Source organism: Ochrobactrum sp. XJ1, from assembly GCF_024701725.1.
GTDB classification, from domain to species: domain Bacteria; phylum Pseudomonadota; class Alphaproteobacteria; order Rhizobiales; family Rhizobiaceae; genus Brucella; species Brucella anthropi.
Genome location: NZ_VDGD01000016.1, coordinates 50458 through 70454, shown reverse-complemented (window position 1 = coordinate 70454; position 19997 = coordinate 50458). Strand labels below are relative to the sequence as shown.

Sequence of the window (19997 nt, the reverse complement as noted above, 5' to 3'; positions counted from 1 at the left end):
CGTCGCCGAGCCGCACACACAATTCGCTACCATCGCCTCGAAGCTTTCGATGCATGGAAAATTGCGGCCTGTTTCGCATGAATATCTACGAGCCCCTGGTCTTTCCGGCCAGAGAAACTTAACGTGACAACACCGACCAATCTATGTCGAGGGTGCCGAGAAAGGTGACACGCTGGCGGTATATATCAAGGAAATACGTCCGCGCGGTGAGCAACCGTCGGGCACCACTGTCATCATGCCCGAATTTGGCGGTCTCGTACCGACAGCAGATACTGCGATGCTGAATCCAACATTGCCGGAAGTGGTCAAGAAGTTGCACATCGATGCTGAAAAAGGTGTCAAGTGGAACGATCGTATCACACTGCCATATGAACCATTCATTGGCACAATCGGTACTGCACCGGAAATCGAAGCTATCAGTGCTCTCGTCCCGGATTATTATGGTGGCAATATGGATTTGCCTGATGTTGCACCGGGCGCAGTCATTTATCTGCCCGTTCAAACCAAGGGTGCGTATCTGTTTCTTGGTGACTGCCACGCCGCACAGGGTGATGGCGAACTTTGCGGTGTGGCCGTTGAACATCCAACAGTGACGACCATTCAGGTCGATTTGATAAAGAACTGGACTATCCGTACGCCTCGTCTGGAGAATGAAAAATTCTATATGACCGTTGGTTCTTCCCGCCCGATGGAAGACGCGGCTCGACAGGCTTACAGGGAGTTGATCCGCTGGATGGCAGCCGATTTCGGTTTCGATGAAATCGATGCCTATATGCTTTTAACACAGGCAGGACGCGTCCGCCTTGGTAATATGGTAGATCCAAAATACACACTTGGAGCGTCTATTTTGAAGTCGATATCCGGCATTGCAAAATAGCATCACACTATGGTGGCGCGTAGTATCAGGCGCCACCACAATTCTCCGAATATAAGCAATGTTTTGGTAGTCTCATCGAGGTTCTTCTAAACAGTATGACATCAAAATTAGAGCCGCGTGTCTTTCTGAAGGCGTTGTTCGATGCAGCGGTTGCGGCTGCTGATCCCGAACTGGTTATCCGCGCCAATCTGCCTGCCACGCCCAAGGGCCGGACGATTGTGATTGGTGCAGGCAAAGGCTCGGCACAGATGGCAGCCGCTTTTGAACGCGCATGGGCAGAGCGGCATGAGGGCGAGGACGCACCAATCGAAGGCATTGTCGTCACGCGCTATGGCTATGGTGCACCTTGCAAAACCATCGAGATCATCGAAGCGTCGCACCCGGTGCCTGATGATGCCGGGCTTGCGGCCTCAAAACGGCTGTTCGATGCTGTGTCCAACCTCACCGAAGATGATCTTGTTGTGGCGCTTATTTCTGGTGGAGGCTCTGCTTTGTTGCCATCGCCGCCTGAAGGTCTGACGCTTGCCGACGAGATTGCGGTCAACAAAGCTTTGCTTGCCTCAGGTGCGCCGATATCAGCCATGAATGCGGTGCGAAAACACCTGTCGACCATTAAAGGCGGGAGGCTGGCAGCGCACGCACATCCGGCAAAAGTCTTCTCGCTGGTGGTTTCCGATATTCCCGGCGACAATCCTGCCTTTGTCGCTTCTGGTCCGACCGTTCCTGATGCAACGTCTCGCGATGACGCGCTCAAAATCATCGAACGTTACAAGCTTGAACTGCCAGATGCGGTGCTCGCGCATATCAAAAGCGAGAAGGCTCATTCACCGAAGCCCGACGATAAAATCTTTGCCGATAACGAAGTGCGGGTGATTGCGTCCGCTGCTGTTTCGCTGGAAGCAGCCGTAAAGGAAGCCGAGCGTCATGGGGTCGAGGCGGTGATCCTGTCCGATTCAATGGAAGGTGAAGCACGCGAAGTGGCGCATGTTCATGCAGCAATCGCGCGCGAAGTGGCGGATCGTGATCGCCCGTTCAAAAAACCGATTGTACTGCTTTCCGGTGGCGAGACCACCGTTACCATCCGTGCCAAAGGCGGCAAGGGTGGTCGCAACAGCGAGTTTCTGCTGTCCTTTGCGCTTGATATTGATGGCTATGGGAATATTCACGCACTGGCGGCTGACACCGACGGCATTGATGGTTCGGAAGACAATGCAGGTGCCTTTGCCGATGGCACGACCGTTTCGCGGCTGCAAAAGACTGGCGAAGATGGCGCGGCGCGGTTGAACGCCAATGATGCATGGAGCGCATTTGACGCTATCGGTGATCTGTTCATGCCGGGGCCAACCGGTACCAATGTCAATGATCTCAGGGTGGTTCTCATTATGAAATGATTAGCCTGATGATCAGTGAAGTTTCATCTGCCGTGAGCTTTACTATCTCGGCATAGCATTCTTGACTGGCAATCAGATAGCTCTTTATGCGTAAAAAGACGTCTCCGTGAGTGTTCTTGCTAAGCTTTACGTAAATAAATGGCGGCGCTCCGAGAAACGCCGCCTTGTTCGTCCAAGAGAGCGGTCAGTTAAAATCCGTATTTCGGAGGTGTTGTACCTTCCTTGTAAATTTCTGCTTTCTCAGCTGCTCCATAAGCCGTATCGTTCTTTTTCAGGATTTCCAGATATTCGCCCGATTTGATAAGATGGTCATACGCACTTTTCAACGCGTTTAGCATATCTTCTGAATCTGCTGTACGTGCGACCGCGGTGGCGGTGGGGCCGCCTCCAATTTCACCAGAAGCATCAAGCCCCGCATCGAGATTGATTGCCTCCTGAGCACCTCCTCTATTAATCAGAACACCGTCAACGCGCCCGCTATTGAGCGCTAGTATCGCATTGCTTACCGAAGGATAGGCATTTATAGTCGGTGCTTCGCCTGAACATCTTGCAGCACCAGCTTTAAGTGTTTCCAGTTCGGCAGAGCCAGCCATTGCCCCTACCGTATGGCCGCACATCTCTTCCAGTTTGACTGGAGTATAGCCTTTTGATTTCACGACGAGGAACGAGCTGTAATCCTGCCAATTCGTAACAAAATCGGCGACCTTCAGCCGCTCAGCTGTGACGTAAAATTCTCCGTAAGAGATGTCAAATTTATTGGCTTGCAAACCTGTCAAGGCTGCGGCGAAGGGAATGAGGCTGATCTCAGCTTTTAGGCCAAGTACTGCGGCGACCGCGTTGGCGAGGTCCGCGTCCATACCTTTAAGCTGATTTCCTTCTTTATAGGCCAGCGGTTTACCGACGTCTGGCACTGCAATTCGCAGGACGCCTGCTGTTCGAATTTTTTCTGGTAGGAGTGCCGCTACTTCTTCCACTTTCTTGATATCGTCCTGAGCTGCGGCCGAAGACATTGCGGTGGTATTTGCACCTAAGCCGAGGGCGATGGCGAGAATTCCAATTCGTGTCATTTTCATTGTGATCCCCTTTTATCAGTTTTTTCGAGTGAACCGGTTGTACCAAGATCCGTTTGACAGCAAATGATAATAGGTAATATATTACCGATTATCGACAGCGTGGCAAGCGCAATTTCCTAACGCACAGGTAAGCTTCTCGTCTGTTGGTAATCCAGTTTTCCAACTCACCTAACCACACAGCGCAAGGTACAATAAGACTATGAGTAATCCTGACTACGATGTAATTGTCATTGGCGGCGGCCCGTCGGGACTTTCCGCCGCCTGGGAGCTTCGTGAGCGCAATATTCTTGTGCTCGAAAAAAGCCACCGGCTGGGCGGTCGGCTTTATTCCCTTTCGCGCGGAGATTATTGGCTCAACCTTGGGGGGCATCTCTTTCCTCCTCCCGGATCGCACATGCGCAATATCCTGCACTCGATCGGCCTCGATGTTCTGAAAATACCGGGAAACAAATTTGCGATTGCTTGGGGAGGTAAGGTGTACAAACCAAAGGCGGTTTCAGCACTGCCGTTGACCATGTCTATGAGTATTCCTGAGCGTATTTCAATGGCAACCATCGGATTGCGAATTCTCAAAGCCGTCAAGGGTTGGCAACAGGCAATGCTTCCTGTTTATGGCGAAAACAACGAGCAACGGCGCGCTCGTGTTGCCCGCTATATGGCAGACCTGTCTTTTCGCGATTTTATAGGCAAACGTCTCCCCAAACGAGTAGAGGCACTTTTCCAGTCTGCAGCGCGGCGTGCCGCGGCAGAAATGGAAGATCAGAACGCCGGTGTTGGCGTATCGCTTTTTGGAGCCGTGTGGGCGGGGAAGGGCGATTCAATGGCTTTGAACCTGAATGGTGGTTCGGGTCGGTTCGGAGAGCGCATGATGGAGCTTCTGGAGGGGCGCGTCCGCTACCATAGCACAGTTAAATCCGTGACTAGAACGAGCGATCATTTAACAGTTGTGTTCGAGATTGATGGTAAGGAGCAGACGGTTTCTGCGTCGCAGGTTATCGTTGCAGTTCCAGCCTACCAAGCGGCGGAAATTATCAGGGAGCTACCTGTCGACGTGAAAAAAACCCTTGAGGGGGTTCAGTACGGGCCGTTTCCTACAATGGGGATCATAACTGATGAAACCGGTCCGATGCCGTATGACGATATCTATGCGATCACCACGCCTGAAGCGTCATTTGACATGTTTTTCAATCACGCTAACCCTTTGCGTACCGGTCCGCGAAAGCCGGGCGGGAGCCTGATGGTCTATTCGGGAGGAGAACCCGCGCGCCAGATGTTGAAATTATCTGATGAACAGATCCGAGACAGATATCTGTCCGATGTACTGAAGATGTTTCCTGAACTTAAGGGCCATATCAAGGAAACTGTCGTTCAGCGTTGGCTGCCCGGCAATACCTATCGTCCAGCCGGTTTCAACTTTGAACCCATGCTGGCCTATTGCGAGCGTGACGACGTGAATATCCATTTTGCAGGCGATTACTTTGCTGAAATCGGAAATATGGAGATCGCGACTGGGACAGGGCATGAGGCGGCAAAGCGTGCCCGTGCAAGGTTGGAGAAACAGAAGAAAAGTGTGCAGTTGCATATAGTCGATAACGCTGCTCTTCGTGTCTAATCTTACATGTCCCGATTTAAGGCGGCAGGGGAAACCCTGCCGTCTCTTTTGTGTTAATAGTTGTCCCTATAGAACAAAAAAGCACCGAAATTCGGCGCCTCCTTGTCCCTTTGTAGGTATTCACATCAGGCTGCGTATTTCGCGACCGCGCCGCCCTGCTTGTTCCACTCTGCATACCAGGTCTGGAACAGCTTCAGCTGTGCTTCGCAATAACCGCGCTGGGCATCGGACAGCTTGTCAGTCTCGTTGAAATGCAGTTCATATTCCGGGTTTCCGGTCACGACCATCATGTGCTTGTTGAACAGGACGAGGTCCGGGCCTTCATCGAAGGAGGACAGCACGCCAAGTGCAGCTTCCAGTTCAAGCGCGGCAACGCGGGCCTCAACATCGCCCGCGGCGGCGGCCTTGGACAGCGACACCAGATGCTGCACTTCTTTCGGCAGCACATTGCCGATGCCGGTGATGGCACCCTTGGCGCCGCAATTGACGAAGCCGTGGAACACGCCGGTATCGACGCCAACCATCAGGGTCACATCGTCTTCGGCGCTGGTGATGTTTTCAGCCGCATAACGCATGGCTTCCGCACCGCCGAATTCCTTGAAACCGATCAGGTTCGGATGCTCGGCGCGCAGCGCGAAGAAAAGATCGGCGCGGGTGGCAAAGCTATAATATGGGCTGTTGTAGATGACCGCCGGAAGATCGGGCGCAGCCGCCAGAATGGCCTTGAAATGCGCTTTCTGGGCGGAGATAGACGAGCCGCGCGACAGAACGCGCGGGATAACCATCAGGCCCTTCGCGCCGACTTTCTGGGCATGGGCGGCGTGAGCGGCAGCGAGAGCGGTGTTGACCGCGCCGGTGCCGACGACCACAGGCACACCAGCCTTGGCCAGCGTTTCAACGCCAATCATGCGCTGTTCGTCGGTGAGAAGCGGCCAGTCACCCATCGAGCCGCAATAGACGACGGCAGACATGCCGGCGGCGATCAGTTCCTTGCCCTTACGAACCAGCGCATCGAAGTCCGGCGTACGGTCTGGCTTGCATGGCGTCATGAGTGCGGGAATGCAGCCGGAAAATATATCGACGTTCACCCTTTTTCCTTTCAATCTTTTAGTTGGTATAACGGACACCCCTTGGGGCTCTCTGCGGAAAAAAGTCTTTATCGCTGCGCGGCACCTGTAAGCAACGATGGATCGACTGCTGAAAGCAGCTTCTGCAGGCCAGCAATCTCGTCCTGAGTGTATTGCGGGATGGGTGCACGAACGGGCCCAACTGAAAGCCCAAGTAACTCGCAAGCGGCTTTACACCCGCTATTATACCGACGAGATCCGATATAGCGAACCACAGGAAGGATTTCGCGCCAGATCGAAAGAACGGTCGCATCATCACTTGCCGCACTTGCAGCCTGCAACTTCGTGAGGGCAGGTGTCATGAAATTTGCAATACCCATAACCATTCCCGGAGCTTTCATAGCGAGCGCCGGGAGCATCAGGACGTCTTCTCCGTTTAAAAAGCCGACCTCGTTCCGGTGATCACAAAGAAATGTGGTCATCTGCATGAGATTGGCGGAAGAGTCTTTAATGTATTTGATCTGCGGGATTTCACGTACGAGCCGCAATGTAAAGTCTACATCGAGATGGAGACCGGTCGCCGGAGGGAAATTATAGGCGCAAATCGGCAGGTCAGTCGCCTCGGCGACGGCGGCATAGTAAGAAAAAGCCTCGTCAAATCCGATCGGTTCGTAGTAGGGCGTTGCGAGCATGATCGCGGTGGCGCCCACATTCTCTGCGTGCTTTGACAATGCTACGGCTTCACGCGAGGAGGTTGCGCCAGTATGAGCCAGTACAGTTGCGCGACCAGCTGTTTGCTCCACGACGATTTCGATTAGTTTCAGACGTTCTTCGTGAGACAAGACAGAAAATTCACCCGTTCCGCCAGCTGGCACGAAGCCATCGACGCCGTCGGCGATATGCTGATCGACCAGTTTGCGCAGCGCGTTCTCGTCAATATTCTCTCCATCGGCAGAGAACGGGGTTACGATCGCGGAAAGTACACCCTTGAGGGACATGTTATGATCTCCGGAATTTGGATGGGTTACAGAGGGGCAAAACCGTCGGCGAGAACATCATCGGCGTCGGCTGCTATTAGCAGGAAGCCGTTAATATAGGCGCGACCGGTGAGTGCAGGAGTAATGTAGTTTCGCTCGGTTGTGGAGCGGACATTCGTGGCGGTTACAGTGAAGGTTGAGCCGATAATGCTTTGGGTGGTCAGCGTCTCGCTGGAGGCAATTTTTCCTTCGGTCACCAATTTTGCGAACAGAGCACTGGTTCCAGTTCCACAAGGTGAACGGTCAATCACTCCTGGTGGGGCGACGACGACAATTTTCGCTTTGAGTGGTTCTTCCAGTTCTTGTTCATAAAAGAGAACCTGGTAGACATCGAGTTCCTCGCCGGAGACTGGGTCCAGGACAGGCGTTTGTGTGTATTGTTCTTTCAACAGACGAGCCAAGCGAACGATTTCCGTCGCGTTGCCTCGATCTAACGATAGGCCAATTTTCCGCGCATCAACAGAAATATAATAGTCCCCTCCATAGAGGAGCTCGATCGGCATGATACGGCCATCGACCTTTACCTCCGCGGTGCAAACAATGAAGGATTCTACGTTCTGCAAGGTCACAGTAGTAAACCTACCGTCTTCTTTGCGCGCTGTTACTCCTACTCTGCCGGCAGGTGTGCGGATTGCAAACTCGGCCTGCATAGAATTTTTTTGCCAAAGATTTGGAAGCAGATTCATCTCGATGATGACCGATGCGAAACCAATCATGCAATGGCCGCACATAGGCGGGTACGAGCCTGGTTCCAAAATGACGGCGCCAATGTCACAACCATCTTCGACTGTGGTGATCGGCAAAACGGCGCAGGTCAACCCTCCGCCGCGGGGTTCATGAACCAGTCTGCGGCGCCAATGATCCGCATGCTCTCTGAGCCATACTCTGGCAGCATCGACAGTCGTGACATCCGTCGGCAGCTCGATCCCGGAAAGTACGATACGGGTCGGATTCCCCGCCGTGTGGGAATCGATGGCAAGGATTTCCTGCCGTTCGGCCCTGTCGAGCCATTCAAGAGCGGATTGTGGCAAGAAGCGTGGTGAAATCATTGGTGTGAGACCGTGAAGAGGGGTTTGCCGAGTGCCCCAAGATCAACTTTGATGCCAAGACCCGGAGCAGTCGGTGATTTGCCACGGCCTTGAACAGAGCGTGGCGCATATCCCGCGATATGTTCCTGCGTCCAGTCATTGAAGAACGATGCGTGCAGAAGTGCGTCTGGACGTGTGCTCGCTGCAACGTGAGAGACAGCGGCCGTAGTCACATCGCCGCCCCATACATCCTCGATGCACATTGTCATGCCTAGATCCTGGGCCAGCGAACGCATACGAACTGCGCCGGTGATCCCCCCCACACGTGCGAGCTTGATATTAACCGAGCCCGCTCCCGCTTGATATTTGGCACGGTAAAGCTCAGCCGAGTTCACGACTGACTCGTCCATTACCAATGGTCGCGAGCTCATTTTCTGAACGATAGCGCAATCTGCGGTATCTCGGCATGGCTGCTCGATGTAAACATCAAGGTCTGCCAGCTCGCGCACTGCTATGATTGCAGCCGGGACATTCCAGCCCCCATTGGAATCTGCAACTATAACGGCATCGTCAGGGCAAGCTTCGACAACTGCACGCGTGCGTTCTGCATCTTCATAGGGGTCGTTGCCAACTTTGACCTGAAACCGTTTGATGCCAGCTTCCCCGCGCTTTTGCACGAAATCTACCATTTCAGAAGGTGATGCGAGAGGTACTGCTTCATAGAGCGGAAAATCGGCTTGGGTAACGCCGCCGAGAAGTGTGGCAATGGGGAGCCCTGCCACCTGTCCGAGAATATCCCAACACGCAATGTCGATGGCGCTCTTCGAGCTGTTCTGCCCCAGAAGTGCCAGATCCATTACCCTGTGTAGGGTTGAAATATTGGTTGGGTCTAATCCGATCAGGGATGGGGCCATAACGCGAATTCCTTCACGTGTACCCTCGGCGAAGGCTGGCAGATATGTACCTCCAAGGGTGCTGCTCTCTCCCCAGCCTTCTCGACCGTCATCAGCAAGGATGCGTACGAGTGTGGAAGCCTGGCTTTGCGCCGCGCGACCTTGGGACATGACATATTCGCCGTGAGCGTAGGTGAGTTCGTATCCGTAAACTTCAATGGCAGCAATTTTCATGGGCTATTAACTCGCGGTAATGGGTTATGGGTAATATATTACATGCCACAAACACGCTGTCAACGCGGCGCCGTAGCTTTCCGTGTCGACAGCGGAGAAAGCCGGAGTTCTTTTCTCAACCAAAAAGGTTTGCCAGATGTGGATTTAGAAACAGGTCATGCGGGTCCATCCGACGGCGGATATCTTGAAATCGCTCGTAGTCGGGATAGAGGTCGCGAATGCGTTTGCGGTCTAGAAAATGAAGCTTTCCCCAGTGTGGTCGAGCCCCGAACACTCGCAGCTCCTCGTCCACCGCTTTAAGAAACGGAAGGTAGTCCTTACCGATCACACCAGAAACAGAGATAGAAGTTGAAGCCCGACCATTTTGCGGTGAAATGAAACCCTTATCCGATTTCTGCCAACGGACCTGCAAAGGTGATACTTCGTCAGGAAACCGCTGGAGCATCAGGTTCTGTATTGCTTCGACTGCCGCCCGTGCATCGGCAGAACCGACCATGTATTCAAGTTCATGAAATTCGGCGATTGTCGTTCCGTCGGGATATATTCGGTAGGCGCGGTCAGTACGCCCATTGAGCTCTCCGGTTGGCGCATCATCTTTTTCGTAAGGTAATTCACGCAGCAGCTTGACGAAACAATGGTCGGCCGGGACCTCTCCGAGCTTATAGAGGTCAGCTGATTGATGGGTCGGCATCCACCAAAACGAAAAGTGGCGATATTCGGCCATCAGGAAGTCCCATTGTCGATACACTTCTGACATTGGGAGGATGATGTTTTCTTCTTTGAGCCGATAAGCAGGAACAAGCTGAAGCCCGATACGAAGCGCCGGTCCAAGAAGCCCCAATGAAACCTGGGCAGCGTGCAATGCGTCGGGGTCGCGCTCATCAATATCGATCACATCCCCGACACCGTTGACTACGCGCATGCTGCAGATTGTTGATGAGATTGAACCGAAGCGTATGCCTGAGCCCTTCGTGCCGGTAGCGGCGGCTCCCGCTATGGACTGGACGTCGATATCGCCCTGATTACCGATGGAGAGCCCTTCTTCCCACAATGGTTGGCCTAATGTTGCTATTTTGGACCCGGCCCAGACTTGTGCTTGTCTGGTATGCGGGTCGCATGAAATCATTCCTGTTAAATCCGAGAGGTCAAACAGCATGCCGGAGGTCTCGACTATCGGAGTGAAGGAATGTCCCCCGCCGGCAACGCGCACCTTTCGTTTGTCCTGAACTGCCGCGCGCATAGCTGAAATCGCGTCATCCTCAGTTGCGGGACTTATGATTTCAACGGGTTTAAAAGTCTGGTTGCCTCCCCAGTTTCTCCACTCGATTTCGTTCATTTGCGTTGTTCCTTTGATTTTGGCGTCGACAAACTTGACACGACGAGCCTATCGCTATTAAGTAAACGGCTATCGGTTATCGATTACCCTAACTTTGACCGATAAGCCACAGCTAAATGAAGACGTTCAGGGGAACGCGCGTGAAGCAAATTATGGACGAACCGCTCACGACAGATATCGAGACAATGCCTGTCGTTCCGCTTAGATATTATGGTCGATGGCTCGCTGCCGGAGCGCTCGCAGTCGTTCTGGCGGGGTTGGTTATATCGATGATAACCAATCCCCGATTTCAATGGGCTGTTGTAGCGCAATACATTTTCGAGCCATCGATTATGTCCGGCTTGGTCACAACAATCTGGTTAACCGTTGCTGCGATGTTTATCGGTGTTGCACTCGGTACAGCTATTGCCTTGATGCGGATATCAAAAAACGCTGTTCTGACAAGTATTGCGTCGGGCTATCTATGGATATTCCGCGGTACGCCTTTGCTGGTCCAGCTTATCTTTTGGTATAATCTATCAGCGCTCTATCCACAGATCACAGTAGGCTTTCCGTTTGGACCCAGCCTCGGTTCCTTCGATGCCAATAAGTATATCACGGTTTATATCGCTGCGCTGTTAGGTCTCGGTCTAAACGAAGGCGCTTATATGTCAGAGATCGTCCGATCTGGCCTGAATTCTGTGCCGCCGGGACAAAGGGAGGCCTCCGAAGCTCTGGGCATGTCGAGCTTTCGGATCATGACGCGTATCATACTGCCGCAGGCCATGCGCGTTATTATTCCGCCTACAGGTAACCAGCTTATCGGCATGCTCAAGACGACTTCACTCGTTAGTGTGATCGCGCTGCAGGAACTGTTGTATTCGGCCCAGCTCATTTACACCGCCAACTTCCAAACGATCCCGCTGCTGATCGTTGCTTCGGTCTGGTACCTGGTGCTCACTACCGTGCTCTCTATTGGACAACATTTCCTCGAGCGTCATTTCGGCAAGAGCGATCGGCGCTCGACCCAAACGCCAGCTTCCGACGCTCAAGATTTGTCCGAAAAGGTTGCATAAGATGCTTAAACTTTCTGCCTCTTCTCTCGGTAATCATGCAGTCGTCGCTCGTGGCGTCAAGAAATCTTTCGGCCATCTTCAGGTATTGAATGGAGTCGATCTGACAGTCGATTATGGAAAAGTATGTTGCATTCTCGGCCCATCTGGATCCGGGAAAAGTACTTTTCTGCGCTGTATGAACCATTTAGAGAAGTTGAACGGCGGCTTTCTCCAGGTTGGAGGAGAACTGGTTGGCTATCGCCAGCAGGACGGAAAGCTATATGAGATGAAGAAGTCTGAAGTCGCACGTCAGCGTGCGGACATCGGCATGGTTTTTCAGAACTTTAATCTGTTTCCGCACATGACCGTTTTGGAGAATATCATCGAAGCGCCGATCCATGTTAGAAAAATTTCAAAAGCACAAGCCATTGATCGCGCTATGCATCTGCTTTCAAAAGTTGGTCTGAGCAACAAGGCAAACGCATATCCGCGTACGCTTTCCGGTGGCCAACAGCAGCGTGTTGCCATTGCGCGCGCTTTGGCAATGAAGCCAAAACTCATGTTGTTCGACGAACCGACCAGTGCGCTTGATCCTGAGCTCGTCGGTGAAGTCCTGCAGGTAATGCGGCAACTCGCGAATGAGGGCATGACCATGGTCGTCGTGACCCATGAACTTGGCTTTGCCCGCGAGGTCTGTGACAAGGTCGTTTTTATGGACGGCGGCATCGTGATCGAACAGGGCAGCCCAAACGAACTTTTCAACAATACCCAAACCGCACGTGCGAAAGCCTTCCTGGGGAAGGTTATCTGATGTCAATGAATGGAGTGCTCATGACCGCCCTTCCTGAAACAGTTAAAAGCCAGGCCTTTATCAATGGAGCATGGTCAGATGCGGAAAACAACGCAGTTTTTGATAACCTGAATCCCGCAACTGGAAGTTTGCTGAACAAGATCGCAGCATGCTCTGCCGGCGATGTTGACAGGGCGGTCAAAGCCGCGCGGGCTGCTTTCGAAAAAGGATCATGGAACGGATTGGAACCAAAGGAACGCAAAAGAATACTGTTGCGTTTCGCTCGGCTGGTTGAAGAAAATGCGACCGAACTGGCACTCCTGGATTCCATTGATGCAGGTAAGCCCTTGTGGGATTGCGAAAATCTGGACCTGCCAGATGTCGTCAATAATATACGCTGGTATGCTGAAGCTATCGACAAGGTGTTTGGTAAAATTTCTCCAACCGGTGACGGCAATCTTGGTCTCATAGTGCGCGAAGCGGTCGGTGTTGTCGGTATGGTCTTGCCCTGGAATTTCCCGGCGGGCACGCTTTCGTGGAAGATCGGCCCAGCTCTTGCCTCCGGGAATTCTATTGTCGTAAAGCCCGCAGAACTTGCCTCTCTGTCGACGCTTCGTATTGCAGAACTGGCCCTTGAAGCCGGTATTCCTGCGGGTGTCTTCAACGTTGTGCCGGGCCTTGGCCACGTCACTGGCAAAGCATTAGGCTTGCATCCAGATGTTGATATGTTGACATTTACCGGATCCACAGAGGTCGGACGCCAGTTTCTGCACTATTCTGCTGATAGCAATCTGAAGAAAGTTGTTCTCGAATGCGGTGGCAAAAGCCCGCAGATCATCATGGATGATGTGGGTGACCGTATCGATCTGATCGCCGAGAATCTTGCCGGGGCGGCCTTTTGGAATATGGGGCAGAACTGTACATGTGGATCGCGCATTCTTGTACATTCCTCCATCAAGGATGCTTTCCTTGCAGCACTTATTAAAGCAACGGATCAGTGGAAAGTAGGGCAACCAACTGATCGCTCGACGAAGCTCGGTCCGCTGATTGAAGCCTCAGCGTTGAAAAGGGTTCTGGACGCCATTGAGACGGCGAAGGCGCAAGGAGCCAAGATCGTTACCGGTGGCAATCAGGCTCTCCTGGAGAGTGGGGGCTGGTTCGTTGAGGCGACCATCATCGATAATGTGAAACCCGGCATGGGGATTGCGCAAGACGAAATATTCGGTCCGGTCGTTGCTGTATTAAGTTTCGACACTGAGGAAGAAGCGGTCAGGCTTGCGAACGATACCCCTTATGGACTTGCCGCGACTGTATTTTCCAATGACATCAATGTGGCAGTCCGTATGGCTAGTAAGGTGCAAGCCGGTACAGTGGCAGTCAATGGTTACGGAGAAGGTGACATATCCACCCCCTTTGGGGGTTACAAGACTTCCGGCTTCGGGGGGTATGATAAAGGTCTAGAGGCCTTTGATCAATATACGCAACTGAAGACCATTTGGGTAACTTTGAATTGATCACACTCATAAGCGTTTCAGGCGGGCGATAAACTTTGCCTGAAGCGCCTTCCAACAAGGTTTCGCCGGAAAAAGATGATGACCCAGACGGTGACCATTAGTGTACTCGAAGCCACTCGGCTTAGTCTCGATATACTGGAAAGCACGGGGCTGAATTTAGATCAGTGCTTAGCGGTAACGGACGTCGTAATACGCGCTCAACAGGACGAATGTCATTCGCATGGCCTTTACAGGCTTATCGGATACGCCCATTCCGTCCGCGCCGGGTGCGTAAACCGACAGGCAAGACCGACAGTCATCGATCTTGCACCAGCCGTTGTGAAAGTTGATGCGGATCATGGGTTTTCTGCGCTCGCTTATAATGCTGGCGTCGGCCTTGCGGTTGACAAGGCCCGTTCGCAAGGCATGGCCGCCCTGGCAATTAATAATTGCTATCATTTTTCTGCGCTATGGCCAGAGATTGAACCGTTGGCAGAGCAGGGATTGGCCGCAATCGCGATGACTCCAAGTCATGCATGGGTTGCGCCTGCGGGCGGCAAAAAGCCTACTTTCGGCACCAATCCCTTCGCCTTTGCCTGGCCGCGTCCAGGCCGCCACCCTTTCGTCTTCGATTTTGCGACAAGTGCAACGGCGCGTGGTGAGATTGAGCTGCACCACCGTGCGAACCTCCCGATTCCGACAGGACTAGCTATCGACCGACATGGAGAACCCACTACCGATCCCGCAGAGGCACTTGACGGCGCAATGCTGACTTTCGGTGGCCACAAGGGTTCAGCACTCTCGGCTATGGTGGAGCTTCTGGCAGGTCCCCTCATCGGGGACATGTTGAGCATAGAATCAAAAGCATTCGATGGTGGGATTGGTGCGGCGCCAATGCACGGCGAACTCATACTTGTCATTGATCCAGCAGTTTTTTTAGGAGGTGACATCGGTGCCAATCTAGCGCGCGCAGAGGTGCTGTTCGAAGCTATTGCGGGGCAAGGCGCCAGGTTGCCGTCGGAACGCCGGTTTGCAGCGCGGGCACGTACGGCTGATAAAGGCATCACTATCCCGCGCGAACTCCATTTCGAACTACTGGCGCTCACGGGTCAATACGAAGCAGTGTAGAAAACCATGGTGCCGGAATATACAGAGAGGTAGGCTGAACATGTGCCTCGAGAGAAAAGTGCGTTTCGGTATCGTTGGAGCGGGCGTTGCCGCAGAAACTCATGCTCGGGAGTTGATCCAGGTGAACGGCGCTTCACTGGTGTCTGTTTATGCTCGTAATGAGAGCAAAGCACGGTCCTTCGCCAATAGTTTTGCAATTCAGCGACATTTCTCCGACTTGTACGCTTTTCTGGCGGATCCAGAACTTGATGCTGTCATCATAACGACGCCAAATGGATTACATCTCGATCTTGCGCTTGCCGCAGCAAAAGCAGGTAAGCATCTGGTAATCGAAAAGCCACTTGAAATCAGTGAGGTTCGCGCTGCACGTATAGTTGCGGCAAGCGAACAGGCAGGCATCAAGCTTTTTGTCGTCTATCAGAGACGCTTCTCCGATGCCGCTGCACAAGCCTATGCAGATATTCGCTCTGGCCGTATCGGTAAAGTTGTGCTGGTCAACATCGTTGACAATCAATATCGCAAGCCATCTTACTACATTGATAATGCCTGGCGTGGTACCCGGAACGTTGAAGGTGGAGGGTGCGTCATAACGCAGTCTACACACCTGCTTGATCTGGCACAGTATCTTGTCGGGCCAGTACGATCGCTCTTTGCGAATACCAGAACAACTTATCATGACATCGAAACCGAGGACGTAGCCGTAGCTGCACTGGAGTTCGAGAATGGGGCTATTGGTACGTTTTCCTCCTCTACGGCTGCGTTTCCCGGCTCACGTCATCTACTCACCATCGCGGGAACTCACGGGACAATCATAATTAATGGCGAACATGATCAAGTTGTGTTCCGCCAGATGGCAGCCGAACCTGGAATGATCGAACTTCCAGATGATTTTAGTTTCGTTGATCCGATCAATCCCCGAGATTATCCGACGCTTGGTCAAAGAAAGCAGCTGCAATTTATCGTTGATAGCCTGCGAAGTGGAGTAGCAGATGAGCGGATGCAGGGAGATCCTTTGTCGACAGTGAGGATAATAGATGCAATTTACCAATCCGCAGATCAAAACAAGAGGGTTTATTTGCGCGTAGATTGAAAAACGGATCCCGCACTTCGTTTGAAAAACATTTCGTGACGTGTTATATATTACCGATAATAGATTTACGGGGCCGAAGTGAAAAACCAATTACAACAATCGAATTTGCGTGATCAGGCGTTAGCGATATTAAAACTCCGTTTGGTGTCGGGTGATCTGGCGCCGGGACAAATTTACTCCGCTGCAGCCCTTGCAGCCGAACTTGGTGTATCGAATAGCCCCGTACGCGAAGCCATGCTGACACTCGTCAACCAGGGACTGATGGAGACCGTGCGCAATCGTGGATTTCGTGTCACGCCGCTCAGCAATACGGAAAGGCAAAATATCTATGATTTGCGTGTGCTTCTCGAGATTCCATCCATGTCCAAACTGGCGACCATGAAAGATAAGGTTGCTGGGCGTAAAAGCGAGTTTGCGCAAATTGCAACGAACATGGTGAGTTGTGCTCGCATTGGCGATGTCGTTGGATATTTGGAATACGACCGTCAGTTCCACATCGGTCTGCTTGAAATCCTTGATAACGACCATCTTGTCGCTATAGTCGCTAACCTTCGGGAGCAAACGCGCCAATATGGTCTTAGAACGCTGTCTGAGAGCGGCCTTCTCGTCCGTTCAGCTGAAGAACACCATCCAATATTGGACGCACTGGCCAGCGGAAATGTATCACTGACGACTGAATTGATGACGAGGCATCTCAGCCATCTCGTGGGCGACTGGGCAGGGGATGCGGGCTCATAACTGACCTATCTCGCCAAGAAACAATGCATTTTTCCCGTCTTGTGAATTGTTACATGCCGAGCGATAGCCAATTTGCATTGACGCCTTTATGGCGTTAGTAGTCTGTAACCGGCAAGCACGAAGAGGGTTGACATTGGAACCGCAGATCCAGACGAATAACTTACGCGATCAGGCCCTTATGATCCTGAAGTCTCGTCTTATTTCCGGTGAGCTCGTACCCGGGGAAATTTATTCTGCTGCTTCTCTAGCCAATGAATTAGGCGTATCGAACAGCCCAGTGCGCGAAGCCATGTTGACATTGGTTAATCAAGGGCTGATGGAGACGGTCAGAAACCGTGGTTTTCGGGTAATACCGGTTCGACGCAAGCAACTCGAGGACATTTACGACGTACGGATGCTTCTGGAAATTCCAAGCATTCAAAAACTGGCAGAAATTCCAGATACAGTTCGGAAAGTCGAACCTGAGTTGAGACAAATTATAAGGGAACTACGGCGTTGTTCTGAGGAAAGCGATATTGTCGGCTACCTGACCGCTGATAAGCAGTTTCACCTACAGCTGTTGGGTTTGCTCAATAATCCTTATCTTGTTTCGACAGTTGAAAATCTGCGTGATCAGGTTCGCCAATACGGTGTGTCAGCAAACGAAGTTCTTTCTCGTTCGGCGATAGAGCACGAAAATATTCTTGACGCGATCATCGAAGGAAACCCACCTAAGGCGGCTGAGTTAATGCGGCTGCATGTCCATCAACTGGTGAGTGATTTTAGCGGTACGAATAACGCGGACGCATAAGACGTGGCGCACTGATCGTTTTAAATTCGAATGTCGCTGATGTTGATATATGGGCGCTTTGGCTAGGCGGCGTGGACGAATTGGTTGACGAATTGATCGCAGCTTGATTCAAGACTGCTTTTTGGAGGCAGTCATGAGCCGAGGCGATCTGAGCGAATCCGAATGGCGTGTTCTGAAGGATTTATTGCCGATTGAAGCAGTCAATCGGGGACGCGGTCGTCGTCCGGAGCAAAATCGTGCGATCATCAACGGCATACTTTGGAGACTTCGCTGCGGGACGCCTTGGCGGGATGTCCCACCCAAATACGGCAATTGGAATACGATCTATCGGCGGTTTCGGCGTTGGAGCGAAGCCGGGGTCTGGGAGGCTGTTTCGATCACGCTCGCTGAGATCATGGCTGACAGCGGCCACTACAGCATCGATAGCACCACAGTTCGGGCCCATATTTCGGCAGCGGGCGGAAAGGGGGGATTCATCGACGCGCTCTTGGCCGCTCGCGGGGCGGGTTCACCAGTAAACTTCACTGTCTGGCTGATGCCAGAGGAAGACCGCTTGCCTTCCATCTGACGGTTGGCGAAGCCGCAGATTGCAAGGCTTACGACACTCTGATCAGCTTACCCGAGCAAGCGCCACAGGCGCTTCTTGCTGACAAGGGATATGATGCGGATGCCATTCGTGATGATCTTGCCAGCCGCAATATCAAGCCCGTCATTCCTGGCAGAGCAAACCGCCGCGTGAAGATTGAATATGATCGCACGCTGTATAAACAGCGCAACCTAATCGAACGGATGTTTGGCAGACTGAAAATCAACCGCGCCATTGCTACTCGATACGACCAACTCGCCGAGAGCTTCATCAGCATGGTTCATATTGCTACCGCAAGATACTGGCTCAAATTCGTCCACGCCGCCTAGGGACTAAGCGTCCATTAGCTTTATTGACTGGCAATCACGCGCTAGGCGCGTCTTTCACCCTCGAAATTAGAAAACTGAAGTTGTCATCGGATGCATCGTCAAAACGCTTTTGCGAAATTGAGAGCCGCGGCGCTCAAACTTGTCTGAGATTCAACCTGCTGCTTCAACACGCCCGTGAATCAAACAAGTAACAACATCTTTCGCAATACTTAGTTGGATCGACGAAGCCCATTTATCTGGATACTCACGATCTCTTTGGCCAAGGCAATTTTATCGTTCTCAGTTTGAATGCTTCTCGGCTGATACCAGATGGACAACCAGTTGATCGCGCCGAGTATGGCTTTGGCAGCTATCGAGACATCGACCTCCCGAATACTGCCGTCATCGATCCCGTCGCGAATTATCTGCTTGAACAAATCCTCGAACCGGCGCCGGATGGCAATAAGCTCGTTGAGTGTGCGGCGCTGATCTGGCGTGGTTGCCGCCAGTTTGTGCATATGGACGCCTTGCACCACCACGGCTTCGAAAGCGACGTTGGTCATCATGGCTAGTGCATGCGCCATGAGCATCTCCTCAAGTCGGTGCAGGCCGGAGCCGTTCATCGTCGTGACCGGTTCGACAGCCTTGAACAGTCGATTCATACCTTCGCGATGCACGTCGAAGAACAAATCCGTCTTCGATGAGTAGTAGTGATAAATGCGCCCTTTGGTCGAACCCATCCTGCGCGCCACATCATCGATGCTTGTTGTGGCGAAGCCTTGCTCCATGAAGCACTGAGCGGCGGTTTCCAGGATTACGACATTCCCGGTACTGTCCGTTCGGTTATTTCGGCGGCTGTCAGCCATCTGCTACTCCGATCTATGCATAGGTAAGCGGCAGCCTAGCCTAGCAAATTTCGATGCCAAAATGCCACTAGACAAAGCCATGTTCAAGTGCATACTACTCAGTATTATGTCGATCAATGCGACTACCGTCGATTTCTCGACGCATGGAGGAAGTAATTTTGGAAATTAGCCCTAATTCTGCTGCGTCAGCACTCCTTGCAAACGCAGAAAGCCAGTTCTTGTACTCGGACTGGATCAAGATCGATCAACAGCTTGTGGATCGGTTTGCGGACGTGATCGACGATCATCAATTCATTCACACAGACCCGGAACGCGCAGCGACGGAAAGTGTGTTCGGTGGCACCATCGCACACGGGTTTCTTGTGCTCGGCCTGTTGACCAAGCTCAGCCGCGAGGTTTTGCCGGAAGTTGCGGCCGGTACGGTTGAAATCAACTATGGTTTCGACAAGGTCCGCTTCCTCTCGCCGGTGAAGGTGGGTTCTTCCATTCGTGGCGTATTCAGTCCCAAGTCGGTGCAGCCGAAGGCTAACGGTCAGCTCCAGACCCTTGCAGCGACTGTTGAAATCAAAGACGAAACCAAGCCAGCGCTAGCCGCTGACTGGCTCATACTGACAGTAGGTTGAGGA

At 52.4% G+C, this 19997-nt stretch carries 17 protein-coding genes and 3 pseudogenes; 13 read left to right on the top strand and 7 right to left on the bottom strand.

The annotated features are described in order from the left end of the window. The 3 genes and pseudogenes from FG152_RS23260 to FG152_RS23250 all read left to right on the top strand — a co-directional run. A pseudogene (locus FG152_RS23260) lies at positions 1-81 on the top strand (IS6 family transposase); the annotation flags it as partial. 46 nt (positions 82-127) lie between these two features. After that, a pseudogene (locus tag FG152_RS23255) lies at positions 128-877 on the top strand (acetamidase/formamidase family protein); the annotation flags it as partial. 95 nt (positions 878-972) lie between these two features. Then, positions 973-2268, top strand: a complete 1296-nt coding sequence (locus FG152_RS23250) for a glycerate kinase type-2 family protein (protein ID WP_151606178.1) — start codon at positions 973-975, stop codon at positions 2266-2268. Positions 2269-2456: 188 nt separating this feature from the next. On the opposite strand, the gene FG152_RS23245 is transcribed toward FG152_RS23250, so the two are convergent. Then, positions 2457-3341: a transporter substrate-binding domain-containing protein gene (locus FG152_RS23245; RefSeq protein WP_498988719.1), complete on the bottom strand. Its 885-nt coding sequence runs from the start codon at positions 3339-3341 to the stop codon at positions 2457-2459. A 199-nt stretch (positions 3342-3540) separates the two neighbouring features. Between FG152_RS23245 and FG152_RS23240 the strand changes: the two genes are divergently transcribed. Beyond that, entirely contained in the window at positions 3541-4953 is a 1413-nt protein-coding gene (locus FG152_RS23240; protein ID WP_498988717.1) for a protoporphyrinogen/coproporphyrinogen oxidase, read from the top strand. Between the two features lie 125 nt (positions 4954-5078). Here FG152_RS23240 and FG152_RS23235 read toward each other — a convergent pair whose 3' ends face one another. The 5 genes from FG152_RS23235 to FG152_RS23215 all read right to left on the bottom strand — a co-directional run bounded on the left by FG152_RS23235 (position 5079) and on the right by FG152_RS23215 (position 10548). Then, complete coding sequence (locus tag FG152_RS23235) at positions 5079-6041, bottom strand: dihydrodipicolinate synthase family protein (protein ID WP_498988714.1); 963 nt, start codon at positions 6039-6041, stop codon at positions 5079-5081. A gap of 68 nt (positions 6042-6109) precedes the next feature. After that, complete coding sequence (locus FG152_RS23230) at positions 6110-7018, bottom strand: dihydrodipicolinate synthase family protein (RefSeq protein WP_498988711.1); 909 nt, start codon at positions 7016-7018, stop codon at positions 6110-6112. A gap of 26 nt (positions 7019-7044) precedes the next feature. Next, on the bottom strand, positions 7045-8106 hold the full coding sequence (locus FG152_RS23225; RefSeq protein ID WP_498988708.1) for a proline racemase family protein: 1062 nt from the start codon (positions 8104-8106) through the stop codon (positions 7045-7047). Then, entirely contained in the window at positions 8103-9212 is a 1110-nt protein-coding gene (locus FG152_RS23220; protein ID WP_498988706.1) for a mandelate racemase/muconate lactonizing enzyme family protein, read from the bottom strand. The genes FG152_RS23225 and FG152_RS23220 overlap by 4 nt, the downstream gene beginning before the upstream one ends. A gap of 115 nt (positions 9213-9327) precedes the next feature. After that, the gene (locus tag FG152_RS23215) at positions 9328-10548 is read right to left on the bottom strand and encodes a D-arabinono-1,4-lactone oxidase (RefSeq protein ID WP_498988702.1); all 1221 of its coding nucleotides are present in this window, start codon (positions 10546-10548) and stop codon (positions 9328-9330) included. 140 nt (positions 10549-10688) lie between these two features. Between FG152_RS23215 and FG152_RS23210 the strand changes: the two genes are divergently transcribed. The 8 genes and pseudogenes from FG152_RS23210 to FG152_RS23175 all read left to right on the top strand — a co-directional run bounded on the left by FG152_RS23210 (position 10689) and on the right by FG152_RS23175 (position 18526). Further along, the gene (locus FG152_RS23210; RefSeq protein WP_498988699.1) at positions 10689-11603 is read left to right on the top strand and encodes an amino acid ABC transporter permease; all 915 of its coding nucleotides are present in this window, start codon (positions 10689-10691) and stop codon (positions 11601-11603) included. Position 11604: 1 nt separating this feature from the next. Next, positions 11605-12393: an amino acid ABC transporter ATP-binding protein gene (locus tag FG152_RS23205; RefSeq protein ID WP_498988696.1), complete on the top strand. Its 789-nt coding sequence runs from the start codon at positions 11605-11607 to the stop codon at positions 12391-12393. 20 nt (positions 12394-12413) lie between these two features. Then, a complete protein-coding gene (locus tag FG152_RS23200; RefSeq protein WP_498988694.1) occupies positions 12414-13886 on the top strand; it encodes an aldehyde dehydrogenase in 1473 nt (490 codons plus the stop codon). 78 nt (positions 13887-13964) lie between these two features. Continuing rightward, positions 13965-14993 (top strand): Ldh family oxidoreductase, encoded by a 1029-nt coding sequence (locus FG152_RS23195; protein WP_498988692.1) that lies wholly within the window; start codon positions 13965-13967, stop codon positions 14991-14993. 58 nt (positions 14994-15051) lie between these two features. Further along, positions 15052-16083 carry a Gfo/Idh/MocA family protein gene (locus FG152_RS23190; protein ID WP_498988689.1) on the top strand — a complete coding sequence of 344 codons (1032 nt, stop codon included), beginning with the start codon at positions 15052-15054 and terminating at the stop codon, positions 16081-16083. A gap of 78 nt (positions 16084-16161) precedes the next feature. Then, a complete protein-coding gene (locus tag FG152_RS23185; protein ID WP_498988686.1) occupies positions 16162-16821 on the top strand; it encodes a GntR family transcriptional regulator in 660 nt (219 codons plus the stop codon). A 133-nt stretch (positions 16822-16954) separates the two neighbouring features. Beyond that, positions 16955-17611, top strand: coding sequence for a GntR family transcriptional regulator (locus FG152_RS23180; RefSeq protein WP_498988684.1), 657 nt, complete (start codon positions 16955-16957; stop codon positions 17609-17611). A gap of 133 nt (positions 17612-17744) precedes the next feature. Next, positions 17745-18526: pseudogene (locus FG152_RS23175) on the top strand (IS5 family transposase). Between the two features lie 209 nt (positions 18527-18735). Here the strand turns inward: FG152_RS23175 and FG152_RS23170 are convergent. Further along, positions 18736-19371 (bottom strand): TetR/AcrR family transcriptional regulator, encoded by a 636-nt coding sequence (locus FG152_RS23170; RefSeq protein WP_094513356.1) that lies wholly within the window; start codon positions 19369-19371, stop codon positions 18736-18738. A gap of 164 nt (positions 19372-19535) precedes the next feature. On the opposite strand from FG152_RS23170, the gene FG152_RS23165 reads away from it, so the two are divergent. After that, positions 19536-19994 (top strand): MaoC family dehydratase, encoded by a 459-nt coding sequence (locus FG152_RS23165; protein ID WP_498988728.1) that lies wholly within the window; start codon positions 19536-19538, stop codon positions 19992-19994. The last annotated feature ends 3 nt before the right edge of the window (positions 19995-19997 follow it).

Excerpts from the sequence above, each read along its gene's own strand:
- FG152_RS23220 (WP_498988706.1), bottom strand. The coding sequence starts at position 9,212 with ATGAAAATTGCTGCCATTGAAGTTTACGGATACGAACTCACCTACGCT.
- FG152_RS23225 (WP_498988708.1), bottom strand. The coding sequence starts at position 8,106 with ATGATTTCACCACGCTTCTTGCCACAATCCGCTCTTGAATGGCTCGAC.
- FG152_RS23230 (WP_498988711.1), bottom strand. The coding sequence starts at position 7,018 with ATGTCCCTCAAGGGTGTACTTTCCGCGATCGTAACCCCGTTCTCTGCC.
- FG152_RS23215 (WP_498988702.1), bottom strand. The coding sequence starts at position 10,548 with ATGAACGAAATCGAGTGGAGAAACTGGGGAGGCAACCAGACTTTTAAA.
- FG152_RS23245 (WP_498988719.1), bottom strand. The coding sequence starts at position 3,341 with ATGAAAATGACACGAATTGGAATTCTCGCCATCGCCCTCGGCTTAGGT.
- FG152_RS23240 (WP_498988717.1), top strand. The coding sequence starts at position 3,541 with ATGAGTAATCCTGACTACGATGTAATTGTCATTGGCGGCGGCCCGTCG.
- FG152_RS23195 (WP_498988692.1), top strand. The coding sequence starts at position 13,965 with ATGACCCAGACGGTGACCATTAGTGTACTCGAAGCCACTCGGCTTAGT.
- FG152_RS23170 (WP_094513356.1), bottom strand. The coding sequence starts at position 19,371 with ATGGCTGACAGCCGCCGAAATAACCGAACGGACAGTACCGGGAATGTC.
- FG152_RS23205 (WP_498988696.1), top strand. The coding sequence starts at position 11,605 with ATGCTTAAACTTTCTGCCTCTTCTCTCGGTAATCATGCAGTCGTCGCT.
- FG152_RS23250 (WP_151606178.1), top strand. The coding sequence starts at position 973 with ATGACATCAAAATTAGAGCCGCGTGTCTTTCTGAAGGCGTTGTTCGAT.
- FG152_RS23200 (WP_498988694.1), top strand. The coding sequence starts at position 12,414 with ATGACCGCCCTTCCTGAAACAGTTAAAAGCCAGGCCTTTATCAATGGA.